Origin of the sequence: Pseudaestuariivita atlantica, from assembly GCF_001205715.1 — a bacterium.
Taxonomy (GTDB): Bacteria; Pseudomonadota; Alphaproteobacteria; order Rhodobacterales; family Rhodobacteraceae; genus Pseudaestuariivita; species Pseudaestuariivita atlantica.
Genome location: NZ_AQQZ01000006.1, coordinates 224,429 through 241,543, shown reverse-complemented (window position 1 = coordinate 241,543; position 17,115 = coordinate 224,429). Strand labels below are relative to the sequence as shown.

Here is a 17,115-nt window from a genome sequence, read left to right as displayed (position 1 = left end):
GGGCCGCACCGCCCAAATTCCGCCAAATAGTTGGGGTAGCCTTGGCAAAACAAGCCTAAGGTAGGGGCCATGGCAGTTACCCCCGTACGGACCCGCCGGGTATTCTATATCCCCGGCTATGACCCGATCCATCCGCGTCGGTACCGCGAGCTGTACCGCACCGAAAGCGCCAAGCAGGCCGCGATCTCGGGCTATGACATCACGCTCAAACCCAAGTCGATCAAGGGCGGGTTCGGCTGGCGGACCGAGGCGTCGATGGACGGCTCCGTGACGGAGACCGAGTTCGAGGTGCTGGTCTGGTCCGACATCGTCAAGGGATCGATGGAGCAGGGGATCACCCAGACCTACCTGCAACTGGTGCGCACCGCATGGGCCTATATCGCGCCGGGCGTGTTGTGGCGGCTGATGCGCCTGCGGCGCGGGCCGGTCATCGCGGCGCTCTACCCCATCATCTTCCTCACGCTGCAACTGATCCTCGCGCTGGCGCTGGCGGGGGTCGTGGGCTGGGGCCTGTCCTTCCTGCACCCGTGGGCTTCCGTGCTGGGCCTCGCCGTCGTCTGGCCGGTGCTGGCATGGTTCAAGAAGAAGGACGCGAAGTTCTTCGCCTATTACCTGATGCACGACTACGCCTATTCGGCGCGCACGGGCGGGGCCTATTCGCCCGAGCTTGTCGCGCGCATGGCCGAATTCGGCGACCGCATCGCCGCGGCGGCAGAGACGGACGTGGACGAGGTGCTGGTCGTCGGCCATTCCTCGGGCGCGCATCTGGGTGTGAGCGTTCTGGCCGAACTGCTGCGCGCGGGCCGCATCGCGCCGGGCCGCGTCGCGTTCCTGTCGCTGGGGCAGGTGGTGCCGATGGTGTCCTTCCTGAAGGACGCCCACCAGTTGCGCCGCGACCTGGCCGAGATGGGCAGTCAGGACGTGATCCCGTGGGTCGACGTGACGGCACCCGGCGACGGCGCGACCTTCGCGCTGTGCGATCCGGTGGCGGTGTCGGGCGTTGCCGGCCCCGACACGCGCTGGCCGCTGGTCTTTTCCGCCGCCTTCAGCGAATCCCTGTCGCCCGAGTTCCACAAATCCTTGCGCTGGCGCTTTTTCCGCAGGCATTTTCAATACATGTGCGCCTTCGACCGCCCGCGCGATTACGACTATTTCCGCATCACGGCCGGGCCTTTGCGCCTGTGGGACCGCTACGGCAAGCGCAAGGCGTCGAAATCCCGGATCGAGGCGGCGGTGTCGAAATTCACGAGCCTCGCCGCGTGACGGCGGACCTGCCGCCCAAACCCGCCCCGCGCCCCGACAAGGTCTCGCTCTGGCGCTACATGCGGCTTTTCCGGCAGGATATCCTGTCGGCGCAGCCCGCGCGGCTCTACCGCGCGTGGATGGCCGAGTTCCGCACGCCGTTTTTCCGGTCCTACCTCTTGAACCAGCCCGATCTCGTGACCGAGGTGCTGAAGCGGCGGCCCGACGATTTCCCGAAATCCGACCGGATCGGCGAGGGGTTGCGCCCGCTTCTGGGCAATTCCGTCTTCCTGACCAACGGCGAGACGTGGAAACGCCAGCGCCGCATCATCGACCCGGCGTTCGAGGGCGGGCGCCTGCGCGACACGTATCCCGCGATGTGGGCTGCCGCCGATGCCGCCGTCGCGCGGTTGCGGGCGCTGCGTAGCGACACCGTCGAGATCGAGGAAGAGACCAGCCACGCCGCCGCCGACGTGATCTTCCGCACGCTGTTCTCCATCCCCATCGAACACGAAATTGCGCGCGAGGTCTTTGCCGAGTTCCGCACCTATCAACGCTCGCAACCCATCCTGAACCTCGCCGCTTTCGTGCCCCTGCCACGCTGGATGCCCCGGTTCTTCGGGCGGGACACGCGCGCCTCGGCCCGCGTGATCCGGCGGCTGATCACGCGCCTCTGCGACGACCGGCAGGCGGCCATCGCGGCGGGCACCGCGCCCGACGACCTTGCCACCAAGATCATGACGACCCGCGACCCGGAGACGGGCGATCTGTTCGACACGTCCGAAATGGTCGACCAGGTGGCGATCTTCTTCCTTGCCGGGCACGAAACCTCGGCCTCGGCGCTGGCATGGGCGCTCTACCTCGTGGCGCGTTACCCCGACTGGCAGGAGCGGATCGCCGACGAGGCGGCGGCGCTGGAGACCGGGGATTTCTCGGAAATCTCGAAACTGCGCATCACCCGCGACGTCTTCCGCGAGGCGCTGCGACTTTATCCGCCCGTGCCGATGATGGTGCGCGAGGCGACCTGCCCGGAACGCTTCCGCGACCGCGACATCGCGCCCGGCGCGCAGATGGTGCTGTCGCCGTGGCACCTGCACCGCCATACCCGCCTGTGGGACGACCCCGACGCCTTCGATCCCGCCCGGTTCGGGACGGAGAACGGCAAGACCTGCCTGCGCGAGGCCTTCATCCCGTTTTCCGCCGGATCGCGGGTCTGCACCGGCGCCGGTTTCGCCATGGTCGAGGGCGTTCTGCTGCTCGCCCGCATCCTGCGCGCCTTCCGCATCGAACCGGTGGGCGACGCCCCGGTCCCCGTGGCGCACCTGACCGTGCGGTCGCGCGACGGCATCAGGTTGCGCCTGACCCCCCGGTAGCCCCGTTTTGCGCCTTGCCCTCGGGGCGGGGCTTGAGTATCCCCGACGGCGGAGCGGTGGCCGAGTGGTCGAAGGCGCACGCCTGGAAAGTGTGTAGGCGGGAAACCGTCTCGAGGGTTCGAATCCCTTCCGCTCCGCCACTTCCTTCGACGAACAGTTCCTGCGGCTTCGGCCTTGCCCGGATTTCCCCGTTGCTTTCGAGGGTTATGCGGGACGGGCTGAACACCGGCCCCTTCGACGAGCGGGCCGGAAGCGGTCTTTCAGGGCCGAATTGTCGGCGAAGAACGTGCGCCGGCTGCGTGAGCCCGGACCAGCGCCGCGCCGTTCGATCGAATGTCGGCTGCACCGCGAGTGCCCCCGGCGGCTTACGGATCAGTGGCCGCCTGCCAGTTCAGTCGGGAACTTGTGCAGCCGCCGGTCACGAATACTTGCCGCCGCGCCCGGTGATGGCGGTGACCAGGACGGCACCGGCGCCGATCGTGATAACCAGCCATGTTCAGCCGTCGATGTCGAACGGCACCGCGCCATAACCATAGGCCAGGACCGGCAGCGTCATCACGAGGAAGAACGGCCCGGTCCAGAAGCAATGGCGCCGACCGCAGCGATGCGCGTTCCTGAGACAGGCGCCGCCCATCCAGGCCAGGGCTGCCACCGAGGCCCAGGTCTTCACGGGGTGCAGCACACCGGTCACCGCCAGCATCGCGACAATCGGCAAACCCCAGTGCAGCGCGAAACCCAGCGGAGAAGCGGTCAGATCGCGGAGGCGCTTGGGATCGGTCATGTGCATCACCCTGCGCAGCAGCTGAGTGCCGCCACGTCCTTCTCGAAGGTCTGAGCGGCCAGTTTCAGCCCCTCGACCGTTGTCAGGTAGGGAAAGATCATCGCGCCCAGATCCTCGTAGGTCAGGCCCGCCCTCAGGGCCATGGCGGCGGTCTGGATGCTGTCGGCACCTTCCGGCGCGAGGATATGCGCGCCCAGAAGCCGCTTTGACGGCCCGTCGGCCACCAGCTTGATGAGGCCCCTCGTGTCGCGCGCCGCAAGGGCCCGTGGAACGGCGTCGAGCGGCAGGACCGAGGTGCGCACGTCGTGACCCGCCGCCCCGGCTGCAGCTTCGGTCAGGCCGACGCTTGCGGCCTGCGGATCCGAGAAGACGACCGCCGGCATGGCGCTGTTGTCGTAGACGAGGCTGTCGCCGTTCAGCGCGTTCTTCGCCGCGAGCCTGGCGCCGTAGGCTGCCATGTAGACGAACTGGTCCCGTCCGGTCACATCGCCGGCGGCGTAGACACCCGCGCGGCTCGTCCGCATCCGGTCGTCGACCCTGATGCCGCCGCGGCCGTTTGTCTCGATCCCGGCGCGCGTGAGCGCGAGGCTTTCCGTGTTCGGCACGCGGCCCGTCGCGAGCAGCAGTTCCTCGGCGCGAAGCGTCTCGGCTCTGCCATCGGTCTGGACCGTCAGGGCGATCTCACCGCCTGCCTGGGCGACGCGCTTGTAGGAGGTCACGGTCCTGACCGCGATGCCTTCGTCCTCGAAAGCCTGTGTCAGCGCAGCGCCGATCTCGGGCTCGGCCTCCGGCAACAGCCCGCGGCGCGTGACGATCGTGACGCGCGCGCCGGCCCGCGCGAACACCTGCGCCAGTTCGACCCCGATGTATCCGCCGCCCATGACGATCAGGGAACCGGGCAGCCGCTCCAGTTCCAGGATCGACGTGCTGTCGTGGTGGCGGACATCGGTCATGCCCGGAATATCCAGCACATACGGGCGCGATCCGGTCGCGAGGACGATCTTTCCGGCCGAGATCGGCGCGCAGTCCACCGTCAGCACGCCGTCCTCGCCGAAGCTTGCCGCACCTTCGAGGTAGGCGATGCCGTTGTGTCGCCGCAGGACGTCGATGTATTTCGCCGCGCGCAGGTCGTCGACCAAGGCCTGCTTCTGGCGCACGACGGCGGCCCAGTCGGTGATCCGCGCCTCGGCCTCGATCCCGTCGAAGCGCCGGGCGGCTCGTGGCGCGTGCATCACCTCCATCGCGCGGATCATCGCCTTCGAGGGCAGGCAGCCCACGTTAACGCAGGTGCCGCCGATGACCCCGTGACCGATCAACGCCACCCGCGCGCCATCCTCGGCGGCGGTAATCGCCGCGGAGAACCCGGCCGACCCGGCGCCGACCACGGCGAGATCGTAGGTTCCGTTTCCGTTCGAGCAGACGTCAGACATCGGAATTTTCCTGTTGGGAGCGGGCCCGGCGGACGAGCGCGTAAATCGTGAGAAGAACGAAGAAGACGAGGGCAGGGATAAGGACATAGTCGAGAACGCCGGTCAGCGCCGACAGCCCGACCACGCCAAGCAGGACCACGAGAACCGGTGTGAAACAGCAAAGCGCGGCGATGACGGTCCCGATCACACCGGTCAGCAGGAGCTTGTCCTTCATGTCCGGCCTCACGATTGCGAGGGGTCGTCGAGCAACACGGCGCTGTAGCCATAGGCCGCGGGCTGCACGACGATTTCGTCGAGAGTGGTCAGCGCGTCGTCGAAGGTGATCGTGTAGATGCCGGCGTCGCCGCTGTCGGTCCCTTCGAACTCGACGATCTCGACGTTCTGCGACGTCTGCAGGGCTTCGCCGACGATGCAGGAGCACGACGGGCACCAGAGCCCCGTGACCTCGATCCGGGCCTGGCGTTCCCCGGCAGAGGCGATACCGGCGGTCATCGGGGTCAGGCCGAGGGCCAGGAGCGTGTTGCGCATGGGGTATCCTTTCTCAGTATCCGGGGAGCGGCGGGGCGATGTAGGGGAATGCAAGCGAGGGCGCGACGACCAGCGTAGCCGTCCAGAGCGCGCCTTTCATGAAGCGCCGGTTCAACGGTCGATCGCAGCTGCCGTCGGCACAACTCCGGGGCGCGGCGCGGTACGCTTTCCAGAACCCGTAGGCGAGCGAGGCGCCCGCGAAAGCAAAGAAGAGCCACTTAAACTGGTAAAGCGCGCCCAGCTGGCCGATCCATGCGCCCGTTGCGCCAAGGCTGAACAGCACCAAGGGGAGGATGCAGCACGATGTCATCGCGAGCGCGCCAAGAATGCCGCCCGCCGTCGCAGCCCTGGTGCCGAGATCGCTTTCCTTTTCGGGCACGGTATTCGCCTCTGACGTCATGTTCGGGTTCCCGATTGATCCGGTCTGGCATCAGGCGTACCGTCTGTAGCGACTACAGGTGCAAGGGGTTTCGCGGATGGCACGGATCACGAACGCGCGAGGCTATCCGATCGGTGCAATGTCCCGCGAGACCGGGGTGAACATCGAGACGATCCGATACTACGAGCGTATCGAACTGATGCCGAAACCGGACCGCACCGCCGGCGGCAACCGCCAATATACCCACGGCCATCTCAAGCGCCTGACGTTCATCAAGCGCAGCCGCGAGCTCGGATTCAGCATCGGCGAGATACGGGCAATGCTGACGATGGTGGATCAGGACGGGGTGAGCTGCCGCGACGTGCACACCATGACGATGGAGCACCTGGGAACGGTCAAGGACAAGATCAGGCATCTTGGGAAGCTCGAACGAGCGCTCACCGGAATGGCGGCCGAATGCGCGAAGGGCGACGTTCCGGACTGTCCGATCATCGAAACGCTCTTTGACGCTTGAGTTGACGTCCAGGTTTTTCCCGCGCGCCACCCGTGGCGAGAGCGGGCCTCGGTCGTTTTGCGATCCGCCCGGTCTTTGAAGCCGTCAATCCCATCGTGGTACGGCCATAATGGATCGAAGACGTGCCGGTGGCCCATGGTCGTCCGAAAAGGTCTGACGTTGCCCCCCCCGAGACAGGGCCCGAGGATGTACGTGATCCGTCCAGGCAATGGCGGCGTCACTACCACACGGTCAGGCGGCACAACTCGTTGGGCCATCATCCACCACCCGAAAGCATGGTCGCGGTGGACCACGGACCGATGATGCACCAATGATCGAACCGGACCACCCGATGGGCGCGCGCCAGCCCCACACAGCGTTGGAATGTCTTAGGGCATGGGAACCGTGCAGGGCAGGGCAAGCACCACGATCGCGGCCCCATGGGAGCGATTGCCCAAGGTGCCGGGCAGATCATGGTAGGTCATGCCTTCGGCATTTTGCCGGGCGGGGAGAGTCCCAAAGAAGGCGGGGGCGCGTTTTCTTTCATGGACCGTTATCCGCGCTCTGCCGATCTTCGGCCCCGGTGCCTGCATGCGTTTCGCGCTCAATATCGATCCACGTCGGCAGATGATCCGATGCAATCGAGGCTTCGTCCGTTTCCTGAATACCCGCTTTCAAGATGTTGAGAACCGGTGTCGCTGCAAACCCGTCAAGCCGTGCCATCGGGCGCGCGGCATGAAACGTCCGACCGGGTCGAAGAACGTCGAACATGTCTTCCCATGGCTCGAAACCGGATGTTTCAGACCACTCGTTGAAGTCACCGGCAACGAGCGCTGGCCGGGATGCGTCGCCGCCGACAAGGTCCCTGATCCGTTCCATCTGTTGATGCCGGTGGAACCGCAGCAGTCCCAGGTGGGTGCCGACAACGGTCATGCCGTCAAACGCGGTGCAAATGGCGCCCCGAGGCTCAAGTCCTGGCAGGTCGACACGATCGGTTGAATCGTGCTTGAGACCCTCGCGCACCAGCATTGCATTCCCATGCCAGCCAAGGCTGACATCGCTCCCGGCATGATCGACGATCTGGTAGTCGGTCTCTCCCCGGATCATCTCCAAAGGCAAGGCCGACGGGCGCTTTCCAAGACGCCGGTCCGCCTCCTGAAGAACCACGATATCCGCGTCGATTTTCCGCAAGACCCTCAGGATACGCATGGGATCACGCTTGCGATCAAGGCCAACGCCCTTGCGGATATTATACGTGACGATGCGCATGGATTTCACAGGACCGGTGCCCAGAGCCGCGCCACCGGGGCCCCGTAACGAATCCTGTAACCACAATCCTGCAGGCGGATTTCGTGTTCTTGGCTTTGTTCGAAATCCGCGCGCAGCATCTCTTCGACCTCGCCGGCGAAACCGGTATCAGCAACGAACACCATGCTTTCGAAATTGAGCCGGAAGGACCTGTTGTCCAGATTGGCGGTCCCCACGGCGGCCAGATCGTCATCGATCAGAATGACCTTCTGGTGCATGAAACCGCGTTTGTAGCGCATGATCCGGACACCCGCCGCCCGCACTTGGTCGAAATAGGCATGCGCGGCGAGCCACGGCAGGTAGTGATCGATGGCTTCGGGAAGCAGGATCCGCACATCCTTGCCGGCCAGCGCCGCCGCAATAAGGGCCGACAGGATGTCGCTGTCGGGCACGAAATAGGGAGACGCGATCCAGATGCGTTCGCTCGCGGCCGAGATCGCGGTTATGAACATCAGCGTTCCGCTGTCCATCTCGTCACCCGGCCCGGTCGGCACGAGGGCCGCAATCTGCCCCGTACCCGGCACTGCATGGCCCGGCGGTTTCCAATCCAACTCGTCCCCCAGTGCTTCGCCGCTTGCCCAGTGCCAGTCCTCGGCAAAGACCATCTGGGCCTGCAGGGCAACTGGCCCGCGAACTTCGAGATGGGTATCGCGCCAGGGTCCGACCTTGGGGTCCCGGCCAAGATACTCGTCTCCGACATTGTGCCCGCCAATGAAAGCGATCACGCCGTCGATGATCACCGTCTTGCGGTGATTGCGAAAGTTGATCTCGATCCGGGATGTCGGTCCTCGTGCCTGATCCGGATTCAGAACAACGACACCGGCCTCTTCGAGCGCACGCACCCAGCGATTGGACAGTTTCTGGCTGCCGACACCATCGTACATGGTCCTGACCTTCACGCCGCGCTTCGCCGCTCGGACAAGATGCTCGGAAAGCCTGCGACCGATCGTGTCGTCCCGGATGGTATAGAACTGGACGCAGACCGTGGTTCGGGCGTCATCAATCGCGGCGCAGATGGCATCGAATGTCGCGTCGCCATTGACCAATAACTGCACCTGGTTGCCGGGGGCGAACGGAAGTCCGCCGATCCGTTCGAGAGCGGTAAGGGCCGCACGTTTTCCGGTTTGAGGGAGCCTCGACGCACCATCCGGGCCGAAGCCCCTGACGATTTCGCGGCTACGTCGCCATTCCGCCCGATAATCGCGCAGCTTGCGCCGTCCCAGCACGAGGAAGGCCGGCACCGCGAACCAGGGGGACGACACCAGAAACACGGTCCACGCCACCGCGCCTTGCGGTGTGCGTGCCGATATTATTGCGCGCCAGACACAATACGCGGTCACACCGATCCCGATAACGGCGAGGATGGAGATAACGGTTGATGTCAAAGGCGCACACCCGATCAAGTTTCGTTTCCAGACCCCCGCTTATCGCGACAATCCTTCCAGTTGCCGCGCGGCGGCTCAGTCCTTTTGCCACCCGATCAGAAAAACGTCGCAGGTGCTCGCGTTCCGGCGCTCGACCCGTCGCTGGGCCGCCCGGAACTTTTCGTGGGCCGATTGCAGACGGAACAGTGCAGAGGCGCGTTCATCGTACAATCGGCGGAACCGGGATCCGGGCGCGCCGATTGTCCCGTGATACGGGATCTCCCGCACCGGGAAAACCTCCCGGAGGCCTTCACGGGCGGATGAAACACGCCGTTCGGCCTCAAGATACCTGCGATAACTTCTCAGGAGAAGCTGATAGTAGACTTCGAGATCAGTGTGCATGTCATTCACTCCTGTTCCGGATTCCTGGCTCGCAACTGGCGTTCAAAAGCGGCGCGTACGTCGCGCGGCTGGTCTTCGAGGATGGACAGCAGACGGACCAAGTCCCTCCGGGTTTGGTGCAGCTGGTCAAGCAAGGACAGAACGACCGGCATCGTGCTTGCAGGGACGGCCATGTCTTTTCGCAGATCGCAAAGCAGCCGCAGCCGGGCGACATCGAGCGTATCGAAGAGGGGACCGGTTTCGCCGATGACGGGCCGCACCCAGCCTTGGCGAACCCAGTGGCGCAGATCGCGCCGAGTGAGGCGGCGTATCTCGGCAAGCACCTTGTCTTCACTCAGTCTCATGCCATCCTCCTCAGCTTGGCCCGCGGATCGAAGGTAGAGGCCTCGCGCCAGCGCCGGGCAATGTCTTCCATCTCGGCATCAATCCGGTCCGGCAGCACGATTTTCAGACGCACGATCTGGTCGCCGGCTTTGCCCTTGGGCCTGCAAACGCCCTTGCCGCGCAGGCGAAGTTTCTGCCCCGAGGACGCCCCCTTGGGAATGCTCATCGAAACGGGGCCCGCGATGGTCGGGACATCCACCTTGGCACCCAGAACCGCTTCGTCGAAGGTGATCGGCAGCTCCATTTCGATCGTGTCACCCTCGCGGACAAAGACCGGATGCGGGCGCACATTTATCGAGATCAGCGCATCCCCGCGGTCGCCCTCACCAAGTCCCTTGCCGCCCTTGCCGCGCAACCGCAGGGTCGTACCGTCTCCGGTGCCGGGCGGGATCGAGACTTGCAACTGCTGCCCGTCGGGCATGGTCACGGCCTTCCTCGCACCCCTTGCGGCATCGAGAAAATCAACCTCGAGGTGATAGTGAAGATCCTGGCCGCGGGCATGGAAATCACCGCCGAAGCCACCCCGTCCGTGCGCGCCGCCCTGGCCGAAGAACTGCGAGAAGATATCGCCAAGATCCTCTTCGCTCATCGTCGCGCCGAAACCGGGGCCGCGATCATAACGTCGACCTGAATCCTGTCCGGCATATTCGTGATAATATTGCCGGTCCGCACGTTCCTGGCCGCTGGCGTCGATTTCGCCGGCATCGAAGCGGCGGCGTTTTTCCGGATCGCCCAACAGGTCATAGGCCGCCGAGACGGCCTTGAACCGTTCCTGTTTCGCCGCATCGTCGGGATTCAGGTCGGGGTGCAATTCCTTGGCCAGCTTGCGGTAGGCCTTCTTGATTTCGGCATCGGATGCCGTTTTGGGAACGCCGAGTGTCTTGTAGGGATCGTTGCTCATCTCGTTGTCTCCACCGCCAATGGCGCAACGGGCGTCAAGGCGTTCTGGGCTTGTTTCAAACCGGTGCGCAGGCCGGCATTGCAGGGCAGTCCGGTCGCCCGTTCACACGTGCGAGCCGTGCCCAAGAGACGGAGCTCAGAGCTACACGTGCGGCCAGAGCGGTGCTGGCGAGAAGTGATGTACGCGTCATTCCTGTCTCCTTTCCTTTGCATGGGGTTGGCGGTTGCCCGGCGGCAGGCATGCCGCCGGGCGTTCACGGGTTCACGCCGCCCGGACCTCGATCTGCTTGACCTTGGCCTTGGCTTCAGCCGTTTGCGGCAGCTTGATGGTCAACACGCCGTTCCTGAAGCTGGCGTCGGCTTTTTCGCCATCCACGCCCGGAGGCAGCGGGATCGTGCGGTAGATCGCGCCATAGCTGCGCTCGGAGAGGTAATAGCCTTTCTTCTCCTCCTGCCGCTCGATCTTCTTCTCGCCCTTCACGGTCAGCATGTCGTTGGTGACCGAGACCTCGATGTCTTTCATGTCCATGCCGGGCAATTCGATCGAAACCTCGACGGTGTCGTTCGTCTCGACCACGTCCGACTTGGCTTCGCCGTTGCCCCAGGGCCAGTCGAGGTCCCCAAGGCGGTTTCGAAAGCCATCGAACACCCGGTTCATTTCATGCTGAAGCGTGGCGATCGGGTTGGTGTCTTCGGATTTCGGTTCGGGCGCATGATCCTTGCGCGCCCAGGGGATAAGGTCCCTGATTTGCATAGGTCTTCTCCTTCCGTGGTTAAGCGCTTTTCACGGCGATCTTCTTGGGCTGCGCTTCGGATGCACGAGGCAGCATCAGCGTCAGCACACCGTTGACCACCGATGCGTCGATCTTGTCGGGGTCGAAATCGTCCGACAGGGTGAAGCTGCGTTCGAAATCGCCTTCGCCGTATTCGGCATAGGCCAGTTGCAGCGTTTCGGGCGCGGTCGGTTGCACCTTGCCGCGGATCGAGAGCACGCGTTTCTCCAGCGTGACATCCACGTCCTCGGCGGCGACGCCCGGCATTTCGAGCATCAGCGTCACGCCGTCGTCGGTCTCCATGATATCCGCGAGCGGGCGATAGATGCGGGCACCGCTTGTGGTTTCCGGCGCTTCGGACGGCGTCTTTTCAGTGGCTTGAGTGACTTCCTTGGACATTGTCCTTTCCTCCTCTCATGCAGCCTTGATCTGGATCTTCTTCGGCTTGTCCTCTTCGGGCCGACCGATCACGACCCGCAGAACACCGTGTGCCATCCGGGCCTCGACCTTGTCGTCGGTGGCCGCGAACGGCAGTTGGATGAAGCGGGTGAACTTGCCGTAGCCGCGCTCGCTGCGATGCCATTTTGCGCCCTCGGGAAGGGTCGGCATCTTGCGTTCCCCGGACAGGGTCAGAACGTTGTCCTTGACCGAGATGTCGATGTCTGCAGCGTCGACACCCGGCAGTTCTGCAGTGATTGCGACCGCGTCGTCGCCCTGCCAGATGTTCACGGCAGGAAATGTGGCCCGAGTACCGCGGGCCATGTTGCCATCGTCCATACTGCGCATCATGGAACGCATGAGCGCGAACGGATCGCTTCGACGTGTGTAGGTTGGGTAGTACATGTCTCGCCTCCTTCGCTTCCAATCGGGGTCGTGACGGTGGTCACGACGGATCGAAACGCCCACGGAGGACGGCCATGAGAAAAGGGTCGCCGCAGAAAGCAGCGATGGGTATCAGTCGCGTTGCCTCATCATTCCCGTTCCGGCGAACGTGGGGCGGTCCGCTGTCTCAGCCGAACCTTTTCTGCGTATCCGTGAAACCCCAGACGGGCGTTTCGAATCCTAGAAAGTTTCCGGCTTTGGCAACTTCAAGAGGGCGGCAGAAAAAATTTTCCTGAAGACGCCGCAAGGACCGAAAACCACGGCCGGTCGGGCGGCGACCCAAGTTGCAACCGATGCGCGCGATCAGGGGACGAGGTGTCTTGGATAGCAGCGGGACATGCCAGGGCACATATGCCAGCCCGGAAATCGACAAAGGCACCGTCATCAAGAGAATACGCTGACCAATCCACGACGCCAAGGACACCGCGCGCGACATGGCATCAGCGCAGGCCATGAGCCAAAGGTCCCGGTTTGCAACAGGCGCGGTCTCGTCGGCCAGCACGACCGTCCGTTCGGTCCCGGTCTCGTTTCCTCACATCATCCGTTATCGGGATTGCGCGACCGGGGCATAGCCGTGACCGGCCATGATCTCGATACAGCGCGCTTTCGCAGGCCACGGGCGCAGGGCGATGCAGACGAGGTTGCCCGGCGTGTCCGGGGCGACGGCGGTGACCTGCCAGCGCGCGCCCGCGATCTGGATTTCCCGCATGTCGCCATCCGGTTGCCGTGCGAAGCCCTTGGCGCGGATGAGGCCGAGGTCGGGGTGCGCGAGGCGTTCGGCGAGGATGGCGGCCTCGGTGGGCGCGGTCTGCTGGAAGGCGAGGGCTTCGTAGGCGGCGGAGTGGTCGCGGGGCGGGCCGGTATCCGCGACGGCGGGATCGGCGATGACGCCCAGCAGGAGGGCGTTGATCTCTGTCCCGTTCGGCGCGTGCAGGATCCGGGCGGAACCGTGCAGGGCGTTCAGCCAGTCTTCGACCCGTGCTATGTCGGCGCTGTCCACAAGGTCGGTCTTGGTCAGCACCACCAGGTCCGCGCCGTCCAGCTGGCGCAGGATCGTGTCGGACAGGTACTTGTCGCGCGCCCGCGCCTCGACCGTCTCGACATCGGCCAGAACCACCGTGCCGGCAAAGGACACGCCCGCCACCAGCGACAGCGTCGCCGCGATGGAGCCGGGGATGGCGACGCCGGACGCCTCGATCACGATGTGGTCGGGGCGGGGGGTGCGCGCCGTCATGTCGGTGATCGCGCCCATCAGGTTGTCCCCGAAGGCGCAGCAGATGCAGCCGCCCGCGATCGAGATCACGTCGCCGTCCTGCGCGAGGATCAGGTCCTCGTCGATCGACAGCGCGCCGAATTCGTTGACCAGAACCGCGATGCGCTGGCCGTCCGCATGACGCAGCATCCGGTTGATGAGCGTCGTCTTGCCCGCGCCAAGGTAGCCGCCGATGACGGTGACGGGCGTGGTCACTGGTCGGCGGCCGCGTGGACCTGGCCCGCGATGACCGTGCCCCAGACGGGCACGTCCTTCAGGTCTTCGGGCGCGACGTCGGTCGGGTCGGCGTCGAGCACGGCGAAATCGGCGGACTTGCCCGCCTCGATCGAGCCGACCTCGCCATCAAGGTGCAGGGTATAGGCCGCGCCGAGGGTGATGGCGTAAAGCGCCTCGTCCACGCTGATGCGCTCATGCGCGCCCTGAACGCGGCCCGAGGCGGTGATGCGGTTGACGGCGGCCCAGGCGGTGAACAGCGGCGCGAGCGGCGTGACCGGCGCGTCGGAATGGATCGCCATGGGCACGCCCGTGTCCAGCGCCGTGCGGCAGGCATTCATGCGCGTGGCGCGTTCCGGGCCGACGGTCAGGCGGTAATGCTCGTCCCCCCAGTAGAAATGGTGGTTGGCAAACAGGTTCACGCACATCCCCAGCGCCTTGATCCGGCGGAACTGCGCGGCATCGGCCAACTGGCAGTGCTGCAGCGTGAACCGGTGGTCGCGGGAGGGGTGCTGCATCAGCGCGGGTCCCAGCGTGTCGAGAACGAGGTCGGTCGCCTCGTCCCCGTTGGTGTGGGTGTGCACCGGCACGCCGTGCTCCAGCGCGAGGCGATAGATGTCGGCCAGCTGCTCGGGCGCGATGTACCACAGCCCGTTCGGTGCGCCGTTGTAGTATCCGGGCGCGCGCAGCCGGGCGGTGAACCCCTGGATCGAGCCGTCGGCGATCACCTTGATCCGGCCCAGCCGTAGCTTGTCGGTCGACCGGTCGCGCAGGCTGACGGTGTAGTCGACAAGGTCCTGCGGCGTGTGGCCCATGAAGAACTTGAGCGGGACGAGGCGGGCGGGGAAGCGCGCCTCCCCGGTGACGCGCAGCATCATCTCCACCGCGTCGGGTTCGAGGCGGGAGGCGAGGTCGGTGATCGTGGTCGTGCCGGTGCGCACGCAAAGCCGGGCGAAATCGCGCAGGCCCTGTTCGTCGGCATCGGTGGCCGAACGGTTGAACCCCACATGCGGTGCCACGGGCATGTAGACCTCGGGGCCTTTCAGCACGCCCGTCGGCATCCCGTCGGGGCCAAGCGGTATGCCGGGGTGGTTGATGCCCGTCCGCATGAGGCCCGCAAGCTCCAGCGCCCTGGAGTTGACGATCATGATATGTCCCGAGGCATGCAGGATGCCGATGGGCCGGGTCGTGGACAGCGCGTCAAGCTGCGTGCGGTCGACGGTGGCGTTGTCCATGTAAATCGGGTCGAACTGGAACCCGCCCAAGGGCGCGTTGGGATCGTCCAGCGCCGCCTCGGCCTCGGCCAGCCGTTCAAGAACCGCGTCGACGGATGTGAGGCCCGGCCACGTGCGCCCCGCGGGATCGGTGCGGTCGAAATACCCGCAATAGACCTTCCGCCACAGCGTGCCTTCCATCGCGTGGGCGTGGCCTTCGACGAAACCGGGCATCAGCACCTTTTCGGCGAAGCGGTCGTCAACCGTATGGTCGCCCCAGCCGGTCAGGTCATCCAGCGATCCGGCGCCGAGGATGCGCCCGTCGCGCACCGCGACATGCGTCGCCACGGGCTGCGCGGGGTTCATCGTGATGATCTTCCGGGCAGCATAGATCGTGATATCTGGCATGGGGTCCTCGCGGCGCGGTTTGCAGCGGGAAGTGAAGGCAATCCGGGTGCCGGTTGTCAATCGGTCGCGAAAATCACTTTTGTAATCGCGCGGATGTCGTCTAGCCTCCCTCCAAAAAACGACATTAGGGAGAAGACAGATGAAGCATTTCATGAGGACCTTGCTGACTTCCGCCGCGGTGGCGGGGCTCGTGGCAAGCGCCACGCAGGCCGAAGAGCCGGTGCGTGGCGGCACGCTTGTATCGGTGATGGGCTCGAACCCGCGCACGCTGAACGGCGCGGTGCAATCGGGGATCGTGACGGGGTATCCGGCGGCGCAGCTATTCGCCTCGCCGCTGCGCTATGACGAGGACTGGACGCCGCAGCCCTACCTCGCCGAAAGCTGGGAGATCAGCGAGGACGGGCTGAGCTTCACGCTCAACCTCGTCAAGGATGCCGTGTTCCACGACGGCCAGCCGATCACGTCCGAGGACATCGCGTTCTCGATCGACGTGATCAAGGCGAACCACCCGTTCAAGACGATGTTCGCCCCGGTCGAAAGCGTAGAGACGCCGGATGCGCACACCGCCATCCTGAAACTGTCGCGCCCGCACCCGGCGCTGATGCTGGCGATTTCGGGGCAGCTGATGTCGATCCTGCCCAAGCACATCTATGGCGACGTGCCGGTGGAAGAGGTCAAGTCCCACCCGCGCAACAATGAAAACGTCGTGGGTTCGGGCCCCTTCAAGCTGGTGGAGTTCAAGAGCGGGGAGCACGTGATCCTCGAACGCTTCGACGACTTCTTCATCGAGGGGCGTCCGTACCTCGACCGCGTCGTGCTGCGCATCATCACCGACGTGTCGGCGCGCACCATCGCGTATGAGAACGGCGAGTTGCACATGGGCGCGTTTGAATCCGTGCCGCAGATGGTCAATCGCCTGAAGGGCGTGGACGGCATCACGGTGACGCCCGAAGGCTACGGCGCCATCGGCCCGCTCGACTGGCTGGCGATGAACACCCAACGCGGCCCCCTGAAGGACAAACGCGTGCGGCAGGCCATCGCCTATGCCGTCGACAAGAAATTCATCCAGAACGCGCTGATGCAGGGCACGGCGGCGGACAGCCGCACGGGTATCCACCCCGACAGCCCGTTCTATTACCCCGATGTGCCGACCTATGATCTCGATCTCGACAAGGCGAAGGCGCTGCTGGACGAGGCCGGGTTCCCGATGAACGGCGACAGCCGGTTCTCGCTCACCATCGATTTCGGCTGGCCGGGCGTGAAACCGCAGGTGGAATACGTCAAGGCCGCGCTGAAGAAGGTCGGCATCGATGTCGAGGTGCGCGCCTCGGCCGATTTCCCGACCTGGGCCAAGCGCATGGGAGAGATGGATTTCGACATGAGCTGGGACACGGTGTTCAACTGGGGTGACCCGGTGATCGGCGTGCACCGGACATACGTGTCCAGCAATATCGGCAAGGGCGTCTGGTCGAACACCCAGGGCTATTCCAACGCCCGCGTCGACGAGTTGCTTGCGATGGCGGCGGTGGAGACCGACCCGGCCAAGCGCAAGGAGCTTTACAAGGAGTTCCAGTTGATCATCGCCGACGAGCTGCCGGTCTATCACACCAACACGCTGCCCTATCACACGGTCTATTCCGACAAGGTGGGCAACCCGCCGCTGGGCATCTGGGGCACGTCGACGCCGATCGACATGACCTATCTCAAAGAATAAGCCACTGGCTGCGGCGGGTCGTTGCCCGCCGCAGCCCACAACCACCCCGGACAT

Annotated in this window: 21 protein-coding genes and 1 tRNA gene; 5 read left to right on the top strand and 17 right to left on the bottom strand. The window is 64.8% G+C overall.

Annotated elements, in window-relative coordinates; translation table 11 throughout:
- Nucleotides 1-69 precede the first annotated feature (69 nt).
- The 3 genes from ATO11_RS14525 to ATO11_RS14515 all read left to right on the top strand — a co-directional run bounded on the left by ATO11_RS14525 (nucleotide 70) and on the right by ATO11_RS14515 (nucleotide 2,755).
- Complete coding sequence (locus ATO11_RS14525) at nucleotides 70-1,263, top strand: hypothetical protein (protein ID WP_050531619.1); 1,194 nt, start codon at nucleotides 70-72, stop codon at nucleotides 1,261-1,263.
- Nucleotides 1,260-2,615, top strand: coding sequence for a cytochrome P450 (locus tag ATO11_RS14520; protein ID WP_242601427.1), 1,356 nt, complete (start codon nucleotides 1,260-1,262; stop codon nucleotides 2,613-2,615). Before ATO11_RS14525 ends, ATO11_RS14520 begins: the two co-directional genes overlap by 4 nt.
- 50 nt (nucleotides 2,616-2,665) lie before the next feature.
- Nucleotides 2,666-2,755 (top strand) — tRNA-Ser (locus tag ATO11_RS14515).
- A gap of 356 nt (nucleotides 2,756-3,111) precedes the next feature.
- Here ATO11_RS14515 and ATO11_RS14510 read toward each other — a convergent pair.
- From ATO11_RS14510 to ATO11_RS14490, 5 genes are read right to left on the bottom strand one after another with little or no spacing between them, the layout of a single operon-like run.
- Nucleotides 3,112-3,396, bottom strand: coding sequence for a hypothetical protein (locus ATO11_RS14510; protein WP_050531664.1), 285 nt, complete (start codon nucleotides 3,394-3,396; stop codon nucleotides 3,112-3,114).
- A 5-nt stretch (nucleotides 3,397-3,401) separates the two neighbouring features.
- Complete coding sequence (merA, locus tag ATO11_RS14505; protein ID WP_050531618.1) at nucleotides 3,402-4,826, bottom strand: mercury(II) reductase; 1,425 nt, start codon at nucleotides 4,824-4,826, stop codon at nucleotides 3,402-3,404.
- Nucleotides 4,819-5,040 carry a mercury resistance system transport protein MerF gene (gene merF, locus ATO11_RS14500; RefSeq protein WP_050531617.1) on the bottom strand — a complete coding sequence of 74 codons (222 nt, stop codon included), beginning with the start codon at nucleotides 5,038-5,040 and terminating at the stop codon, nucleotides 4,819-4,821. Before merF ends, merA begins: the two co-directional genes overlap by 8 nt.
- A gap of 8 nt (nucleotides 5,041-5,048) precedes the next feature.
- Nucleotides 5,049-5,354, bottom strand: a complete 306-nt coding sequence (locus ATO11_RS14495; RefSeq protein WP_050531616.1) for a hypothetical protein — start codon at nucleotides 5,352-5,354, stop codon at nucleotides 5,049-5,051.
- 13 nt (nucleotides 5,355-5,367) lie between these two features.
- A complete protein-coding gene (locus ATO11_RS14490; protein ID WP_050531615.1) occupies nucleotides 5,368-5,754 on the bottom strand; it encodes a mercuric transporter MerT family protein in 387 nt (128 codons plus the stop codon).
- A 76-nt stretch (nucleotides 5,755-5,830) separates the two neighbouring features.
- Between ATO11_RS14490 and ATO11_RS14485 the strand changes: the two genes are divergently transcribed.
- Nucleotides 5,831-6,247 carry a MerR family transcriptional regulator gene (locus ATO11_RS14485; protein WP_050531614.1) on the top strand — a complete coding sequence of 139 codons (417 nt, stop codon included), beginning with the start codon at nucleotides 5,831-5,833 and terminating at the stop codon, nucleotides 6,245-6,247.
- Nucleotides 6,248-6,615: 368 nt separating this feature from the next.
- Here the strand turns inward: ATO11_RS14485 and ATO11_RS22395 are convergent, their stop codons facing one another.
- The 12 genes from ATO11_RS22395 to ATO11_RS14435 all read right to left on the bottom strand — a co-directional run bounded on the left by ATO11_RS22395 (nucleotide 6,616) and on the right by ATO11_RS14435 (nucleotide 15,347).
- A complete protein-coding gene (locus ATO11_RS22395) occupies nucleotides 6,616-6,711 on the bottom strand; it encodes an exopolysaccharide biosynthesis protein (protein ID WP_165586983.1) in 96 nt (31 codons plus the stop codon).
- A 58-nt stretch (nucleotides 6,712-6,769) separates the two neighbouring features.
- A complete protein-coding gene (locus ATO11_RS14480; RefSeq protein ID WP_050531613.1) occupies nucleotides 6,770-7,495 on the bottom strand; it encodes an endonuclease/exonuclease/phosphatase family protein in 726 nt (241 codons plus the stop codon).
- Nucleotides 7,496-7,500: 5 nt separating this feature from the next.
- Entirely contained in the window at nucleotides 7,501-8,919 is a 1,419-nt protein-coding gene (gene cls, locus ATO11_RS14475; RefSeq protein WP_082176349.1) for a cardiolipin synthase, read from the bottom strand.
- Nucleotides 8,920-8,994: 75 nt separating this feature from the next.
- Nucleotides 8,995-9,300 (bottom strand): hypothetical protein, encoded by a 306-nt coding sequence (locus tag ATO11_RS14470; protein ID WP_134643129.1) that lies wholly within the window; start codon nucleotides 9,298-9,300, stop codon nucleotides 8,995-8,997.
- A 5-nt stretch (nucleotides 9,301-9,305) separates the two neighbouring features.
- On the bottom strand, nucleotides 9,306-9,644 hold the full coding sequence (locus ATO11_RS14465) for a MerR family transcriptional regulator (protein ID WP_050531610.1): 339 nt from the start codon (nucleotides 9,642-9,644) through the stop codon (nucleotides 9,306-9,308).
- Nucleotides 9,641-10,585 carry a DnaJ C-terminal domain-containing protein gene (locus tag ATO11_RS14460; protein ID WP_050531609.1) on the bottom strand — a complete coding sequence of 315 codons (945 nt, stop codon included), beginning with the start codon at nucleotides 10,583-10,585 and terminating at the stop codon, nucleotides 9,641-9,643. The genes ATO11_RS14465 and ATO11_RS14460 overlap by 4 nt, the downstream gene beginning before the upstream one ends.
- 261 nt (nucleotides 10,586-10,846) lie before the next feature.
- Nucleotides 10,847-11,338, bottom strand: a complete 492-nt coding sequence (locus ATO11_RS14455) for an Hsp20/alpha crystallin family protein (protein ID WP_050531608.1) — start codon at nucleotides 11,336-11,338, stop codon at nucleotides 10,847-10,849.
- 19 nt (nucleotides 11,339-11,357) lie between these two features.
- On the bottom strand, nucleotides 11,358-11,756 hold the full coding sequence (locus ATO11_RS14450) for an Hsp20/alpha crystallin family protein (RefSeq protein WP_050531607.1): 399 nt from the start codon (nucleotides 11,754-11,756) through the stop codon (nucleotides 11,358-11,360).
- A gap of 15 nt (nucleotides 11,757-11,771) precedes the next feature.
- Nucleotides 11,772-12,200, bottom strand: a complete 429-nt coding sequence (locus tag ATO11_RS14445) for an Hsp20/alpha crystallin family protein (protein WP_050531606.1) — start codon at nucleotides 12,198-12,200, stop codon at nucleotides 11,772-11,774.
- 166 nt (nucleotides 12,201-12,366) lie between these two features.
- Nucleotides 12,367-12,741, bottom strand: a complete 375-nt coding sequence (locus ATO11_RS21830; RefSeq protein WP_134643128.1) for a M48 family metalloprotease — start codon at nucleotides 12,739-12,741, stop codon at nucleotides 12,367-12,369.
- Between the two features lie 42 nt (nucleotides 12,742-12,783).
- On the bottom strand, nucleotides 12,784-13,707 hold the full coding sequence (locus ATO11_RS14440; RefSeq protein ID WP_050531605.1) for a CobW family GTP-binding protein: 924 nt from the start codon (nucleotides 13,705-13,707) through the stop codon (nucleotides 12,784-12,786).
- Nucleotides 13,704-15,347, bottom strand: coding sequence for an amidohydrolase (locus ATO11_RS14435; protein ID WP_050531604.1), 1,644 nt, complete (start codon nucleotides 15,345-15,347; stop codon nucleotides 13,704-13,706). The genes ATO11_RS14440 and ATO11_RS14435 overlap by 4 nt, the downstream gene beginning before the upstream one ends.
- A gap of 139 nt (nucleotides 15,348-15,486) precedes the next feature.
- Here ATO11_RS14435 and ATO11_RS14430 point away from each other — a divergent pair, with 139 nt between their 5' ends.
- Nucleotides 15,487-17,061, top strand: coding sequence for an ABC transporter substrate-binding protein (locus tag ATO11_RS14430; RefSeq protein WP_050531603.1), 1,575 nt, complete (start codon nucleotides 15,487-15,489; stop codon nucleotides 17,059-17,061).
- Nucleotides 17,062-17,115: the final 54 nt, after the last annotated feature.